The 13,192-nt window shown below is 69.2% G+C and carries 13 protein-coding genes and 1 pseudogene; 8 read left to right on the top strand and 6 right to left on the bottom strand.

The features are described 5' to 3' along the window. Nucleotides 1-12 precede the first annotated feature (12 nt). Entirely contained in the window at nt 13-933 is a 921-nt protein-coding gene (ligD, locus tag ACGFX9_RS27400) for a non-homologous end-joining DNA ligase (RefSeq protein WP_393477336.1), read from the bottom strand. Between the two features lie 311 nt (nt 934-1,244). On the opposite strand from ligD, the gene ACGFX9_RS27395 reads away from it, so the two are divergent. Both ACGFX9_RS27395 and ACGFX9_RS27390 read left to right on the top strand, forming a co-directional pair. Next, on the top strand, nt 1,245-2,429 hold the full coding sequence (locus tag ACGFX9_RS27395; protein ID WP_393477332.1) for an alcohol dehydrogenase catalytic domain-containing protein: 1,185 nt from the start codon (nt 1,245-1,247) through the stop codon (nt 2,427-2,429). A gap of 26 nt (nt 2,430-2,455) precedes the next feature. Then, nucleotides 2,456-3,415 (top strand): TIGR03557 family F420-dependent LLM class oxidoreductase, encoded by a 960-nt coding sequence (locus tag ACGFX9_RS27390; RefSeq protein ID WP_393477329.1) that lies wholly within the window; start codon nt 2,456-2,458, stop codon nt 3,413-3,415. A 160-nt stretch (nt 3,416-3,575) separates the two neighbouring features. On the opposite strand, the gene ACGFX9_RS27385 is transcribed toward ACGFX9_RS27390, so the two are convergent. Further along, entirely contained in the window at nt 3,576-4,433 is an 858-nt protein-coding gene (locus tag ACGFX9_RS27385) for an alpha/beta fold hydrolase (protein ID WP_393477326.1), read from the bottom strand. A 46-nt stretch (nt 4,434-4,479) separates the two neighbouring features. Here ACGFX9_RS27385 and ACGFX9_RS27380 point away from each other — a divergent pair, with 46 nt between their 5' ends. Continuing rightward, nucleotides 4,480-4,857 (top strand): hypothetical protein, encoded by a 378-nt coding sequence (locus ACGFX9_RS27380; protein ID WP_393477323.1) that lies wholly within the window; start codon nt 4,480-4,482, stop codon nt 4,855-4,857. A 208-nt stretch (nt 4,858-5,065) separates the two neighbouring features. Here the strand turns inward: ACGFX9_RS27380 and ACGFX9_RS27375 are convergent, their stop codons facing one another. Further along, nucleotides 5,066-5,653 carry a CGNR zinc finger domain-containing protein gene (locus tag ACGFX9_RS27375; protein WP_393477320.1) on the bottom strand — a complete coding sequence of 196 codons (588 nt, stop codon included), beginning with the start codon at nt 5,651-5,653 and terminating at the stop codon, nt 5,066-5,068. 309 nt (nt 5,654-5,962) lie between these two features. On the opposite strand from ACGFX9_RS27375, the gene ACGFX9_RS27370 reads away from it, so the two are divergent. Then, nucleotides 5,963-7,135, top strand: a complete 1,173-nt coding sequence (locus tag ACGFX9_RS27370) for an epoxide hydrolase family protein (protein ID WP_393477317.1) — start codon at nt 5,963-5,965, stop codon at nt 7,133-7,135. Between the two features lie 39 nt (nt 7,136-7,174). Here the strand turns inward: ACGFX9_RS27370 and ACGFX9_RS27365 are convergent, their stop codons facing one another. Further along, nucleotides 7,175-8,494 carry a cytochrome P450 gene (locus ACGFX9_RS27365; RefSeq protein ID WP_393477314.1) on the bottom strand — a complete coding sequence of 440 codons (1,320 nt, stop codon included), beginning with the start codon at nt 8,492-8,494 and terminating at the stop codon, nt 7,175-7,177. 125 nt (nt 8,495-8,619) lie between these two features. Here ACGFX9_RS27365 and ACGFX9_RS27360 point away from each other — a divergent pair, with 125 nt between their 5' ends. From ACGFX9_RS27360 to ACGFX9_RS27345, 4 genes and pseudogenes are all read left to right on the top strand, one after another. After that, nucleotides 8,620-9,267, top strand: a complete 648-nt coding sequence (locus tag ACGFX9_RS27360) for a TetR/AcrR family transcriptional regulator (protein WP_393477311.1) — start codon at nt 8,620-8,622, stop codon at nt 9,265-9,267. A gap of 34 nt (nt 9,268-9,301) precedes the next feature. Beyond that, nucleotides 9,302-9,568 (top strand): annotated as a pseudogene (locus ACGFX9_RS27355) (sulfite exporter TauE/SafE family protein); the annotation flags it as partial. Nucleotides 9,569-9,609: 41 nt separating this feature from the next. Beyond that, nucleotides 9,610-10,149: a GNAT family N-acetyltransferase gene (locus tag ACGFX9_RS27350; protein WP_393477307.1), complete on the top strand. Its 540-nt coding sequence runs from the start codon at nt 9,610-9,612 to the stop codon at nt 10,147-10,149. Between the two features lie 111 nt (nt 10,150-10,260). Continuing rightward, a complete protein-coding gene (locus tag ACGFX9_RS27345) occupies nt 10,261-10,887 on the top strand; it encodes a TetR/AcrR family transcriptional regulator (protein ID WP_393477576.1) in 627 nt (208 codons plus the stop codon). 23 nt (nt 10,888-10,910) lie between these two features. Here ACGFX9_RS27345 and ACGFX9_RS27340 read toward each other — a convergent pair whose 3' ends face one another. Together ACGFX9_RS27340 and ACGFX9_RS27335 are read right to left on the bottom strand one after the other, a co-directional pair. Further along, nucleotides 10,911-11,948, bottom strand: a complete 1,038-nt coding sequence (locus tag ACGFX9_RS27340) for an SMP-30/gluconolactonase/LRE family protein (RefSeq protein ID WP_393477304.1) — start codon at nt 11,946-11,948, stop codon at nt 10,911-10,913. Between the two features lie 145 nt (nt 11,949-12,093). After that, the gene (locus tag ACGFX9_RS27335; RefSeq protein WP_393477302.1) at nt 12,094-13,152 is read right to left on the bottom strand and encodes an SDR family NAD(P)-dependent oxidoreductase; all 1,059 of its coding nucleotides are present in this window, start codon (nt 13,150-13,152) and stop codon (nt 12,094-12,096) included. Between the last annotated feature and the right edge of the window lie 40 nt (nt 13,153-13,192).

The raw sequence follows: 13,192 nt of genomic DNA, 5'->3' as shown, positions 1-13,192 counted from the left end.
GTGACAAGAAGGTCAGCCCCGCAGCTCCTCCAGACGGCGCCGGGCGGGCCCCAGGGCGTGTGTGCGGCTGTTCAGGCCTGACCAGGGGCGGGTGCGCGCCTGGTCGACCGCGTCCGCGATCGTCCAGTGGCGGGCGTCGATGCCGGGTTCGTCGAGCTGGTCCCAGCTCATGGGCGTCGCGACAGGGGCCCCGGGCAAGGCACGGACCGCGAAGGGAGCGACAGCGGTCTGCGCGTACGCGTTGCGCTGGATGTCGAGGTAGAGCCTCTCGCCCCGCTCTGCCTTGCGGGCGGCGGTGGTGAGTCGGTCGGGGTGGTCCGCTGCGAGCGTGTCGGCGACATCCCTGGCGAAGCCGCGTACGTCATCGAAATCGTCCTCCCCCTTGAGGGGGACCACGACGTGCAGGCCACGCGAGCCGGTGGTCATCAAGGCGGACGGCAGCTTCAACCGGTCGAGCAGTTCGCGCAGCAAGTGGGCGGCTTCGCGTACGGCGGGGAAATCGTCCTTCGCCGGGTCGAGGTCGAAGACCAGCGTGTCCGGCCGGTCGACGCGGTCCTCCCGCGAGAGCCAGCGGTGCAGGGTGAGGCACGCCTGATCGGCGAGGTAGACGAGCGTGGCGGCGTCCTCGCAGACGGTGTGCGTGACCGTGCCGTCCTCCTTGCTCACCTCTACACGCCTGATCCAGTCCGGGTAGTGGTCCGGAGTGTTCTTCTGCATGAACCGGGGGCCGTCGATCCCGTCCGGGTGCCTTTCCAGCATCAACGGACGCCCCCGCAGATACGGCAGCATGAAGGGTGCGACAGAGCGGTAGTACGCGACCAGGTCTCCCTTCGTGTACTCCTTGTCGGCTCCCTTGCCCGGGAAGAGCACCTTGTCGGGCCGGTGGGTCTCCACGGTGTGGTCGCCGACCTTCATCGTGTTCGTACTGGTCATCGTGGCTCCCTTCTTCGGTCTGCCGGGTCCCCCCTGGCCCCGGCACCCAAACGGGGCCCACCGCTCCACCCATGGTGAGCCACCTGATCCACCGCCGCATGTGCCGCGCCGCGTCATGCATTACGCGGGCGGCCCCGGGTACCCGGGGTGATCACCGACCGCGGCTTCATGTGGCGGGACGGTCGAAGTGTGACCAGCCTGGTAGAGGGCCGAGGGCCGAGGGCCTGTGGGAAGAGGACGCAGGCGATCCGCCGGCCGCCGAGCCGCCGCCCCACGCCCGACACGACACCGACCTCAGGAGGCTCGGCAGCATGCGCGCACTGACATGGCAGGGCAAGCGGGACGTACGTATCGAGGAGGTCCCCGACCCCCGCATCGAGAAGCCCGACGACATCATCGTCAAGGTGACCTCGACGGGGATCTGCGGTTCGGATCTCCACCTCTACGAAGTCTTCGGGCCCTATCTGGATCCGGGCGACATCCTCGGCCACGAAACGATGGGCGTGGTCGCCGAGACCGGGCCCGACGTCACCGGCGTGAGTGTCGGGGACCGCGTGGTGATCCCCTTCAACGTCTCCTGCGGCACCTGCTGGATGTGCGGGCAAGGCCTGCAGTCGCAGTGCGAGACGACCCAGGTCAAGTCCATGGGCAGTGGCGCCGCCCTGTTCGGCTACACCAAGCTGTACGGTCAAGTGCCCGGCGGTCAGGCCGAGTTGCTGCGTGTCCCCTTCGGTAACACGCTGCCCATCAAGGTGCCAGACGGGCCGCCCGACGACCGGTTCGTCTATCTCTCCGACGTGCTCCCCACCGCTTGGCAGGCGGTCGAGTACGCCGACATCCCCGCCGGTGGCAGCGTCACCGTCCTCGGCCTGGGACCCATCGGCGACATGGCCACCCGCATCGCGCGACTGCGCGGCGCGGAGCTCGTGATCGGCGTCGACCTCGTCGACGCCCGACTCGAACGGGCCCGGCGCCATGGCGTGAGAGTCCTGGACCTGCGCGAACACGAAAAGGACCTGGGCGACGCCGTCCGCGACCTCACCCAGGGCCGCGGCACGGACGCCGTCATCGACGCGGTGGGCCTCGAAGCGCACGGCGCGCCGATCGCACAGGCGGCCCAGTGGGCCACCGGTCTGCTGCCCGACAAGCTGGCCCGCCCGATGATGGAGAAGGCGGGCGTCGACCGCATGAGCGCCTTGCTCGCGGGGATCGACCTGGTACGCCGCGGTGGCACGCTCTCCATCAGCGGCGTCTACGGCGGCGCCGCGAGCCCCATGCCGCTCCTGAAGATGTTCGACAAGCAACTGCAGGTGCGGATGGGCCAGGCCAACGTATGGCGCTGGATCGACGACATCCGCCCCCATCTCACCGACGACGACCCCCTGGACGTCGACGGCTTCGCCACCCACCACCTGCCCCTGAAGGACGCACCTGAGGCGTACGCGACCTTCCAGGCCAAGGAAGACGGCATGGTCAAGACCCTTCTGAAGCCGTGAGCCGCAGCCCGAAGGAGGAGCACACGATGACGCGCTACGGATACTTTCTGGCGTGCGAGGAGTTCACGCCCGCGGAGCTGCTCGACCAGGCCAGGGCGGCGGAACAGGCAGGTTTCGAATGCCTGGCCATCTCCGACCACTTCCACCCCTGGACCGCGGAACAGGGCAACAGCCCCTTCGTCTGGACGATGATCGGCGCTCTGGCCCAGGTGACCTCACTGCCCGTCACCACGTTCGTGACCTGCCCCACGGTCCGTATGCACCCGGCGGTGAACGCCCAGGCCGCCGCCACCGCGGGCGTAATCACCGGCAACCGCTTCCGGTTCGGCGTGGGCAGCGGAGAGGCCCTCAACGAGCACATCCTCGGCGACGCGTGGCCGGCCGCGGACGTACGCCTTGAGATGCTCGAAGAAGCGGTCCAGGTCATCCGCGACCTGCTGACCGGCGACGAAGTCAGCCACCGGGGCCGCCACTACACCGTGGAGAACGCCCGCCTCTACACGACCCCGGACCAGCCGGTGCCGATCTACGTCTCCGGGTTCGGCCCCAAGGCCGCGGCCCTGGCGGGGCGTATCGGGGACGGGTTCGTCACGATGACGCCGGACGAGGAGCTGATCGGTCAGTTCCGCCGCGCCGGAGGCGGTCAGAAGCCCGTCCTCGGCGGCCTCAAGGTCTGCTGGGGCACAGACCGGGCCCAGGCCGTCAAGAGGGTGCACCGGAAGTGGCCCAGCGAGTTCCTCCCGGGAGAGCTCGGTCAAGTACTGCCCGACCCGGCCCACTTCGAACAGGCGACGACTCTCGTCACCGAGGAGACCATCGCCGAGAACGTGGTCTGCGGCGACGACCTGGACGAGCACGTGGCCGCCGTCTCCGCCTACACCGAGGCCGGATTCGACGAGGTGTACGTCGGTCAGATCGGCCCGGAGCAGCAGGGCTTCTTCGACTTCTACCGCGGCGAGGTGCTGCCACGGCTGCGCGCGGCCTGAGGGGCGACCGACCATGACCGCCCTGCGTGTCCTGACGATGAACGTCCTTGAACCCCGGTACGCGTGATGTCGGGCCCAGGCGGCCAGTTGCGCCGGTCCGGCCTTGTGGACGCGCAGGTCGGTGCGGGTCGGTGATGGCGTGGACGGTTTCGGTTGTGTGTCAGCTGTGCGGCACGCCTGCTGTCGGTTCACCACCGAGGAAGTCCTCCAGGATTTCGGTAAACCGCTCCGGTTGCTCCTCAGCCGGATAGTGGCCGCAGTTGTCGAGGACCACCCCGGTGACGTCGCCTGCTGCCAGCCGCATCGTCTGGGCGGCATTCGCGCCGCTCCACAGCGCGCCGCCGACGGCGAGCACCGGCAGCGTCAGCCGGGTCTTGCTGCGCTGCTCGTTCTGCGCGATCGTCTCGTCCAGCGCCCGGTAGTACGCGAAGCTCGCCCGCAGCGCGCGAGGATCCGCGGCGATCGCGTCGACATAGACGTCGACGGCGTACGCGGGGATCGCGGCCGGGGTGGCGGCCTTGGTGGCGAACTGCCAGCCGAAGAAGAGCCGCTCCCTCCCTCGGACCAGTTCCTCGTTGAGCTCGGTGAGCCGGTTGAAGCCGAACTGCCAGAGCTTCTGGTTGACCGCGGCCGGGCTGAACACCGGCGGGGACGGCACGAGACCGGGGATCACGGCTTCGACGACGGCGAGCCGGCCCACCCGCTCGGGGTGATCAGCGGCGAGGGCGTATCCCGTCCACGTGCCGATGTCGTGGCCGACCACGTCGAACCGGTCGTGCCCGAGCGCGGCCATCAGCGCGACCAGATCGGCGGCCAGCGTGCCGGCGTCGTAACCGTCGTCGGGCTTGTCGGAGAGCCCGGCCCCGCGCGAGTCGACGGCGACGACGGTGTGCTCGCGGGCGAGCGCGGGCATCACCTCCCGCCAGGCGTACCAGGTCTGCGGCCACCCGCCGACCAGCAGCACCGGCGGGCCGTCCCCGCCGGTGACCGCATGCAGCCGAAGCCCGTTCAGCTCCACGAGCCGGCTGGCACCGTCCGGCCCGCACAGGGGCCCAAGCGCCGTTGTGGCCGCCTACCTGCAAGTCACCCTGAACCGCATCGCCGACCCGAAGGTCCCGGATGGCTGCCTGCTCACGGTGTCGGCAACGCAGTTCCCGGCCCTCGACGCGCAGGGCCAGGCAATGGTCCGCGCCATGATCGACGGTTTGCGGGCGATGCTGGAGCAGGCGTTGCTGGCGGCGGGGGCCGATGAGCAGGAGGCGGCGGAGCTGGCGTTGTGCACGCTGGCAACGAACAAATCCCTGGCGGTGCTGAGCCGCGCCGGCTTCTCGAGCGAAGACCTGGCAACCGTCGCCGCAGCCGCCGCCCGTATCCCAGGGGAGACCACATTTACTACCTCGAGTAGTGCGATGGAGACCCAGGGACCCCGGCAAAGTCGTTAGGTGATGCCGAGTAGTGCTGCTGCCACCAGCACGGGCGCGTCTCTACCAACTACCTCAAGCCGGACGTACGATCCCGAGCGGTACTCGCACGGCGCGGGGAACGCGCCAACGTCGTGGCGCCCGGCCCCACTTGGGCCGTCTACTGAAGCCCGGCCAGGGGCCCGCAGGGCGCTTCTGGTCCCTTCGATCTGACTGATGCACGATCAGGTCAGTTGACACCCGTCCGCGCGGCCGTCCCGTTCTTGCGCTGGTTGGCATTGAAGCGCGCCTTCTTCTGACGATTCCCGCACGTGTTCATGTCGCACCATTTGCGGGTGCGGCTCTGGCTGGTGTCGAAGAAGGCGGCTTGGCAGGTTGGCGATGCGCACAAGGCCAATTTGCCGTCACGTTCGCCTGCGATGACGCTGATCGCGTCGGCGGCGATCACGCTCAGGGCATCTTCTACGCAGGAAGACGAGCCAAGTCGCCATTGACGATGTCTCTCGGGCGTCAGGATGGCCGCGGCCCGACCCTGAATGCTGCAGTCATTGATGATTTCGATGGCAGCCGCAGGAAGAGCGTCATGGACCGCGGTCGCTGTCGCGGCGGCGTGAATTGATTCCCTCAGTTCCCGAGCGAGTTCGAGCTGGGCGGTGGTGCAAGAGTCGACGGCCAGACCGCTCACTGCCAGCCAGTCGACGAGTCGCTGCGGCGTGGGAATGCGCTCCACGGCGTCGCCATGACGCTCCGTCAGAGTCCCCGTGAAGCTGGTCGCCAGCACGTTGCCGAGGCGAAATTCAGGGAACTCATTACGCATGGAACCAGCTTAGCCCAGGTCGCCCATTCGAGGGCCGCCCGCACGCCAAAGTCTCGGGGGCTGGGCCGGTTCCCGTCGCGGGAGTTCGCGGTCGACCCCACCTGGTTGATGCTCACCCGGATCGCCGCCGCCGTGCCCGCCCGTGCACCCAAAGAGCCTGGTCACAGGTATCGCCGCGAACGCCGCGACCCGGCGACCTTCATGAAAGACCAGCGTCAGCTGGTTGAACGTCGGCATGGAGACATGCTAGAACCGCCTTAGCCGGTTCACCGAAGGTCGTGGCCGGTTCCGTGATGGCCAGGAGGTTTCATGTCCCGTCCGACCAGCGACGTGCAAGCATTTGAAGCCCACGCAACTGACGCTGACCTCGGCGATCTGCGCGCGCGACTAGCCGCGGCGCGGCTACCGGAAGCTGAGACGGTCTATCGCGCTGCGCCCGACCCTCGCCGATGGGAGCAGGGCGTTCCTCTCGCCGACCTCGTCGATGTCGTGAACTACTGGCGCACCGGGTACAACTGGCGGGCGTTCGAAGAGCGCCTTGACCGGATCGGCCAGTTCCGCACGACCATCGATGGTCTGGGAATCCACTTCCTGCACCGCCGATCCGCGCGCGCAGATGCCACTCCTCTGATCCTGACGCACGGCTGGCCGGGCAGCATCGCTGAGTTCATCGACGTAGTAGACGAGCTGGCAGATCCGAAAGACGCGGACGCTCCGGCGTTCCACGTCGTGGTCCCGTCGTTGCCGGGCTTTGGCTACAGCGACAAGCCGGCTACCACCGGGTGGGGAATCGAAAAGATCGCGGCCGCATGGGTGGAACTCATGGGAAGGCTCGGCTATAGCAAGTTCGTAGCCCACGGCGGCGACTGGGGAGGCGTGATCACGACGGTCCTCGGCGGCAGGTTCCCGGCGCACGTTCTCGGCATCCACACAACGGTCGCGCAGGCACCGCCCGGTTTGACAACGGACGGGCTGACGGCGGCCGAGCGCAAATGGACCGAGGAAACCCACGATTTCTGGAGCCATCGTGCGGCGTACGCGAAGCAACAGGCGACCCGGCCGCAGACCATCGGCTACTCGCTCGTCGACTCACCAGTCGGGCTTCTCGCCTGGATCCTTGACAAGTTCGCCGAGTGGACAGATACCGAGGACAGCCCGTTCGAGGCGATTTCCAGAGACCGCGTTCTTGACGACGTCACCCTGTACTGGCTGACGCGGACCGGCGCATCGTCGGCCCGCATCTACTACGAAAGCCACCTGTCGCTCGACCCCGAACTTCGGGTCGATGTCCCGTCAGCGATCAGTATGTATCCCCGCGACATCGAGAAGAGTCCGCGCGCCTGGGCACAGGAGCGGTACCGACAGATCGTCCGATGGAGGTCCCCCGAAATCGGGGGACATTTCCCGTCGCTGGAGGTTCCCGAGTATTTCGTCAAGGATCTGCAAGAAGGCCTGGCGGCAGTGCTGGCCGCTAATCGGTGAACGCGGCTGGGCCATCATGACCGGCGGCGCTCGGTGAGGTCACCAGCGCACCGGAAGCGTGGCGAGCCCGCGGAGCAGGCTGGGGCGCCAGGCCGGAGTGCCGTTCTCACCGTCGAGCCGCAGATCCGGGAAGCGTTGGAGCAGGGCGCGCAAGGCGATCGCGCCCTCCATCCGGGCCAGCGGAGCGCCCAGGCAGTGATGGATGCCGTAGCCGAAAGCCAGGTGCGAGGCCGTGGCGGCGGGGTCACGGGTGATGTCGAAGCGGTCGGGGTCGGTGAAGCAGGCCGGGTCCCGGTTGGCGGCGGCGACGGAGAGAATGAGCGCGTCCCCCTGGGGTATGTCGACGCCGCCCAGGGTCAGTGGCTCGGCCGCGTAGCGGTAGGCGACGGCCAGGGCCGGTGGTTCGTAGCGCAGGGTCTCCTCGACGACGCCGTCGATCAGTGACGGGTCGGCGCGCAGGGCCGCGAGCTGGTCCGGGTGGCGCAGCAGGAGGAACACGGCACTGGAGATGAGATTGGCGGTCGTCTCATGTCCTGCCACGAGCAACAGGAAGGCCATGCCCAGGAGTTCCTCCGGGGTCAGCGCGGCATCGTCCCCGTCTCCGGCCAGGGCGAGGGCGGTCAGCAGGTCATGGCCGTCACCGGCGGAGGCGGAGGCGGACGGGGACGGGTGTGGGGACGCCTGCGATTCGCCGGGTCCGCCCGAATCCGGCGTACGAGTGGACGCGAGGATCTTGTCCTTGATCAGCCCGGTGAGATAGCTGGTCATTTCCTGACCGGCGACAGTGGCGGCCTCCGGGTCGGTGGCGGTGACGATCAGCGCCGACCAGGCCTGGAAGGCTTCTCGGTCCGCCGTCGGTACCCCCAGCAGTTCACAGATCACGGTCACGGGCAGCGGGAAGGCGAATGACCCGACGAGGTCCGCGCCGGGCAGGGGAGCGAGCGCGTCGAGCAGCTCCTCGGTGATCTGCTCCACTCTCGGCCCCAGCGCTTTGACCCTGCGGTGGGTGAACGTGCCGGCGACGAGACGGCGGAGCCGGGTGTGATCCGGCGGATCGACCTGGAGCATGTTGCGACCGATGGCGAACCCGCCGTCGTCCTCCCACGTGGCGGAGTGCCTGACGTCGTTGCGCAGCCGCGGATCAGTGAGGGCGGAGCGGACTTCCTTCCCGCCGGTGACGATCCACGCGGGCACGCCGTGAGGCAGCATGACCCGCTGGACGGGGTGCGTCGCGCGCAGCTGCGCGTACCGGAGGTGGGGGTCCGCGGTGAACTGCGCGAGGTCCGGAACGAGGGGCGGCAGCGATTCTGTGCCGCCAACGCCCGTGGGGGCGGGGGAAGCTGAATCCTCTGCGTGCATGACTTACTCCAGGAATCGAAGCGGGCAAAGGGAGTTGAAGGAAGTGGGGATGACTCCCCACTTCCTGGTCCTTCGCACCGTAGCAGAAAGTGGGGACACCTCCACGGTTGCGCTACGGTGGCCCGGTGAGACAAGACGCGCTACGTAATCGCGAACTCGTCCTTGCCGCGGCCCGGGAGGTCTACGCCGAGCAGGGCGTCGAGGCTCCTCTCGACGTCATCGCCCGGCGCGCGGGCGTGGGCAACGCCACGCTCTACCGGCGCTTTCCCGACCGCGCGGCGCTCATCGAGGCCGTGTTTCATGACGCCCTCGCCGCCGCGATGCAGGCCGGGGAGGAGGCGCGCCGCGCATCGGACGCGTGGGCAGGCCTCACCGGTTACGCCGCCGATGTCTTCGCGGGCATGGCCGCCGACCGCGGCGCCGTCGAGCTCATGACGACCCCGATCACCGGCGTCCCCAGCCTCGACGCGCTGCACGTCCACAACGCCGACACCTACCGGCTGCTCTTGGGCCGCTGCCGCGCCGACGGCACTGTCCGGGACGATGTGACCGTGGAGGACCTTCTCCTCGCGCTCGCGGCCCTGGGCTGCGCCTTGCCCGCGACGGAGGCGGCGGCTCCCGGATCCTGGCGTCGGCTGCTGGCGCTCCTGTTGGACGGACTGCGCAACGTGGACAGCGAACCCCTGCCCGGCAGTCCGCTGAGCGGCGAGCAGTTGGGCCGAGCCCTGGGAGCACTCCACCGGCTTCCGGTCGCCTCCGTGGAAGAGGAGTAACCGAGCTGGACGGCTCGTGCGCCCCCAAATGTTGATGGGGTTCGCGCTGGTCGCCGTCCCGGCGCTGGCGCTTCTCCTGGGCCCGGCGGATGGTGTGGTCCTTGCCAACTGCGCCGCTGGAGTCATCATTCCGTCGCTGAAAGGCGGCCGAGGCAGCCGAGGCGTCGTCGCCGCAGGGGCGTTGGGCGGATTCATGAACTCCTCAGCCGGAGTGGGCGGCCCGCCCATCTCCTCGTACGCCGTCAACGCGGGCTGGACGGCACGGGAGTTCGTCCCGAACGCGCAGTTCTACGGAGTGGTGGGGCTCCGCCCGGTCGGCTCGCCTGGTGCGATGATCGCCCCATGCCTTCGCTGCACGTCTCGGAATCCTCGCCCCACACGATCAGCACACACAGGCTGATCCTGCGCCCCGCCGAACCCGGCGACGTATCCGAGTACACCCGGCTGTGGACCGATCCTGGCGTCCGGCGATTCCTCGGCGGCCCGGTCGCTGAGCAACAACTCCCCACCTATCAGCGGCATTTCGTCGGCCGACCCAATCTGTACACCGTGGCCACGCGGCAACAGGGCACAGTGCTCGGCTCCGCGTCGATCGATCCGGAGTCCCGGTTCGACGGCCGCCGGGAGGTGTCCTACTCGTTCCTGCCGGAACACTGGGGGCAGGGGTATGCCCGAGAGGCCGTGACGGCCGTAGTCAGCTGGGCCTTCGACTACGTCCCCTCGCGGGATCCATCAGTCATCGCGGTCACCCAGGAGGCCAACAGTCCCTCATGCCGACTGCTTGAAGACATAGGCATGCACCTGATCAGCAGCTTCGTGGAGTGGGACGCTCCCCAGGTGATGTACTCCATGCAACGTCAGGATCTCCGCGCTGCGCGGTGATCATCACGGCAAACCTCACCCGGCTCGGCCGCCTGAACTGCGGAAAGCATGGTGGCGCGCGGTGAGCTGCCGGGCCGGTGTGCTCCGTGCTCGTACTACGCTTCCCAGGTGATGAACCCGACCGAGCCCCAGGATCCGCAGCCGGCCGCGCAGGAGGCGGGCCGTGGTGGCGCTGTTGGTGGGGGCCGCCCGGTCAACCAGGGGCGGCGGGTCGCGGCCCGCAACCGGGCCGCTCTCATCGCCGCCGCCCGAGAAGTCTTCGCAGAGCAAGGGCTGAACGCCCCGCTGTCCGCCGTCGCGCGCCGCGCGGGGGTGGGGCAGGGCAGTCTCTACCGGCACTTCGCCGACCGCTTCGCACTTGCCTCCGCCGTCCTGGACGAGAACGTCCAGCAGATCGAACAGGCCTCCGCCGAGCCCGGCGCGAACCTCCAGAGCGTCCTCGGCGTGGTCACCTGGCACCTGACCCGCTCGACGGCGTTCGTCGACCTGTTGCGTGTGCGGGGCGACGGCGAGCAGGCCCGCGCACTGTCCGGGCGCGTCCGCGGTGTCCTGTCGCGGTGCCTGCCCGCAGGGCACCGCCTGTCCGCCGACGACATCATGCTCGCCGTATCGATGGTCTCCGGGTCCGTCTTCGGCCCCACCCCGGCGGAACGAGAGCGCGTAGCCCTGGCGGCCTGGCAACTGCTCGGTGTCGAGGTGGGCCCGTTGCGGCCTTGCGAGGCGGTCGTCGACGTATGAGTGATGCGTGAACGGCGTGTGAGTCAGCCGCCGTTGGACTGGCGGATGCCCTTGGCCGGCGCGGTGAACTTGTAGACGTATCCGCCGCCGGGGCCGCTGACGGTCATGTAGGCCTTGGTGCCACCCGGCGTTATGGCGACGTTGGTAGCCGACCGCAGGCCCTCGGCGTCCTTGGCCGGGACCTCGACCGTGGCCAGCCGTTTCCCGTACTTGCTGTAGACCGCCATGGCGGGCCGACCGTGCAGCGCCTGGTAGAGGTTGCCGTCGGCGTCCACGGCGATCGAGTCCGTCTGGGCCAGGCCGCCGTCGACATGGATGGCCTCGTGCCGGGAGGTCACAGCGGTCTTGTCGGCGTCGAGCAACAGGTAGGAGATGGTGTCCTTGGCGAGCTCGCTGATCCACAGGCCGCGCAGACCGGGGTCGAACATGACTCCGTTGGGCTGGGCGAGCCCGTCGGACAGGACGGTGGTCTTCTTGCCGCCGCGGTCGATGCGCACAATGCGGCCGTCGGTCTCGTCCGGCTCGGTGCCGTGCGCGTCACTGACGTACAAATTGCCCTCGTCGTCGAAGGCGATGTCGTCGGGGGTCATCTTGGAGCCGTCGACCTCACCGGAGAAGAACGTCCGCGGGTCCGAGCCGTCCCGCGCCACGCTGACGACGGAACCGGTGGCGAAGTCAGTCATGTACAGGCGACCGTCGTACGGGCTGAACTGGGCGGAGGTGTAGGCGCCCGTCTTGTCGGTGAAGACGCCCTTGTGCTTGCCGGTGGTCACATCGACCGAGATGAGCTTGGGCTCGCCAGGAGGTGCGGTGACGTCCACGACGTACAAGTCGCCGTCCTCGTACAGAAGCGGGCCTTCCAGCAGAGTCATGCCGGTCGCCTCGTGTACGTCGGTCACGTGCGCGACCTGAGTGGCGCGGATGCTTCTGCCCTCGCCGGGCAGCGCGGCGTCCGAAGCCGGGGTGGCGGAGGTGGTCGTCTGGGTGCCGCATCCGGTCAGTGCCAGGAGGGCGACGGCGGCAAGGCCCGCCAGGGCGCGGGAACGGCGGTACGTGGTCATGGAGTGGTGGGCTCCTTCCTGTCGTCCGGTGGCGGACCGGACGTCGTGGCGTTCACGAGACGGTCTCCCGGCCATGGGCGCCGGGCGCGCGACAACGGGCCCCTCCCGTCGGGGCGTTCGGCGGGAGGGATGAGGCGAGCAGCTGTCAGGCGGCCGACCAGCCGCCGTCGGAGGGCAGGATCGCGCCGTTGATGTTCACCGCGTCCTTGCTGAGCAGGAACGTGATCGAGGCGGCAAGCTCCTCGGCCATGGCCAGACCGGGAATCGCCACGCGCATCTTCGCGGTGCGGGCCGAGCCGTACGGGGCGGCGGCGGGTATCTGGATCCCGGTGGCCACGGCGCCCGGGGCGACGGCGTTGACCTGCACGCCGGTGCCCGCGTACTGGTAGGCCGAGGATTTTGTCAGGCCCACCAACGCGTGCTTGGAGGTCGTGTAGGCGGCGCCGGCCGCCGAGCCGCGCAGGGCGGCCTCGGAGACGATGTTGACGATCCGGCCGCCGCCCGCGGCGAGCATGCCGGGCACGACGGCGCGCATCAGGCGCATGGGGCCGTCGACGTTGATGCGCATGACGCGCTCCCAGATCGTGTCGTCGACCTCGTGTACGGCGGCGTCGTTGTCCATCACGCCCGCGACGTTCGCCAAGGCGTCCACGCCACCCGCGGCGGCCAGGACGGCGTCGGCGGACGCGGGCTCGGTGATGTCGGCGGTGACGGGTACGACCGACTCGCCCAGGTCGGCGGCCAGCGCCGCGAGGCCGTCGGCGGAGACGTCGACGGCGATCACGCGACCGCCCTCGCGTACGACGCGCGAGGCGACGGCCTTGCCGATGCCCGATGCGGCGCCGGTGACGACCACGGTCTGGCCGCCGAAGCGACCCGGCGTGGTGTGTTCGGTCCACGGCTCGGGCGTGGCGATCTCAACGCCCAAGTCGGGCTGGGCAGTTGATGCGGGGCCTGCCGGGGGAGCGGTGGGCAGGCCCTCGGGGACCAGGCCGGTTTCGGCGGCGGTGACCAGCGCGTCCACGAGCTCCGGTGGGAACTTCCCGCCGGACATCTTCACGAGCTGTTCGAGCGGCAGGCCGAGGGCGGGGGCGAGGGCCTGCTCGCTCTGCCCCTGGGAAGCCAACAGGCCGCGCAGGACCTGCCCGGCGGCGGGATCCGCCAGCCAGTCGCGCAGCGGGGAGGTGGGGGTGAGGTTCGACATCGGGGGCCTTTCGTGCCGTGGAACTGGGGCGGGGGGCACC

Source organism: Streptomyces sp. NPDC048436 (assembly GCF_043200355.1).
Classification (GTDB): Bacteria; Actinomycetota; Actinomycetes; order Streptomycetales; family Streptomycetaceae; genus Streptomyces.
Note: the sequence above shows the minus strand (reverse complement) of the source record. Positions and strands in the feature narration are given on the sequence as shown.

Coding starts and splice junctions, on each gene's coding strand:
- ligD (WP_393477336.1), bottom strand. CDS start 933: ATGACCAGTACGAACACGATGAAGGTCGGCGACCACACCGTGGAGACC.
- ACGFX9_RS27395 (WP_393477332.1), top strand. CDS start 1,245: ATGCGCGCACTGACATGGCAGGGCAAGCGGGACGTACGTATCGAGGAG.
- ACGFX9_RS27390 (WP_393477329.1), top strand. CDS start 2,456: ATGACGCGCTACGGATACTTTCTGGCGTGCGAGGAGTTCACGCCCGCG.
- ACGFX9_RS27375 (WP_393477320.1), bottom strand. CDS start 5,653: ATGCGTAATGAGTTCCCTGAATTTCGCCTCGGCAACGTGCTGGCGACC.
- ACGFX9_RS27370 (WP_393477317.1), top strand. CDS start 5,963: ATGTCCCGTCCGACCAGCGACGTGCAAGCATTTGAAGCCCACGCAACT.
- ACGFX9_RS27365 (WP_393477314.1), bottom strand. CDS start 8,494: ATGCACGCAGAGGATTCAGCTTCCCCCGCCCCCACGGGCGTTGGCGGC.
- ACGFX9_RS27350 (WP_393477307.1), top strand. CDS start 9,610: ATGCCTTCGCTGCACGTCTCGGAATCCTCGCCCCACACGATCAGCACA.
- ACGFX9_RS27345 (WP_393477576.1), top strand. CDS start 10,261: ATGAACCCGACCGAGCCCCAGGATCCGCAGCCGGCCGCGCAGGAGGCG.
- ACGFX9_RS27340 (WP_393477304.1), bottom strand. CDS start 11,948: ATGACCACGTACCGCCGTTCCCGCGCCCTGGCGGGCCTTGCCGCCGTC.
- ACGFX9_RS27335 (WP_393477302.1), bottom strand. CDS start 13,152: ATGTCGAACCTCACCCCCACCTCCCCGCTGCGCGACTGGCTGGCGGAT.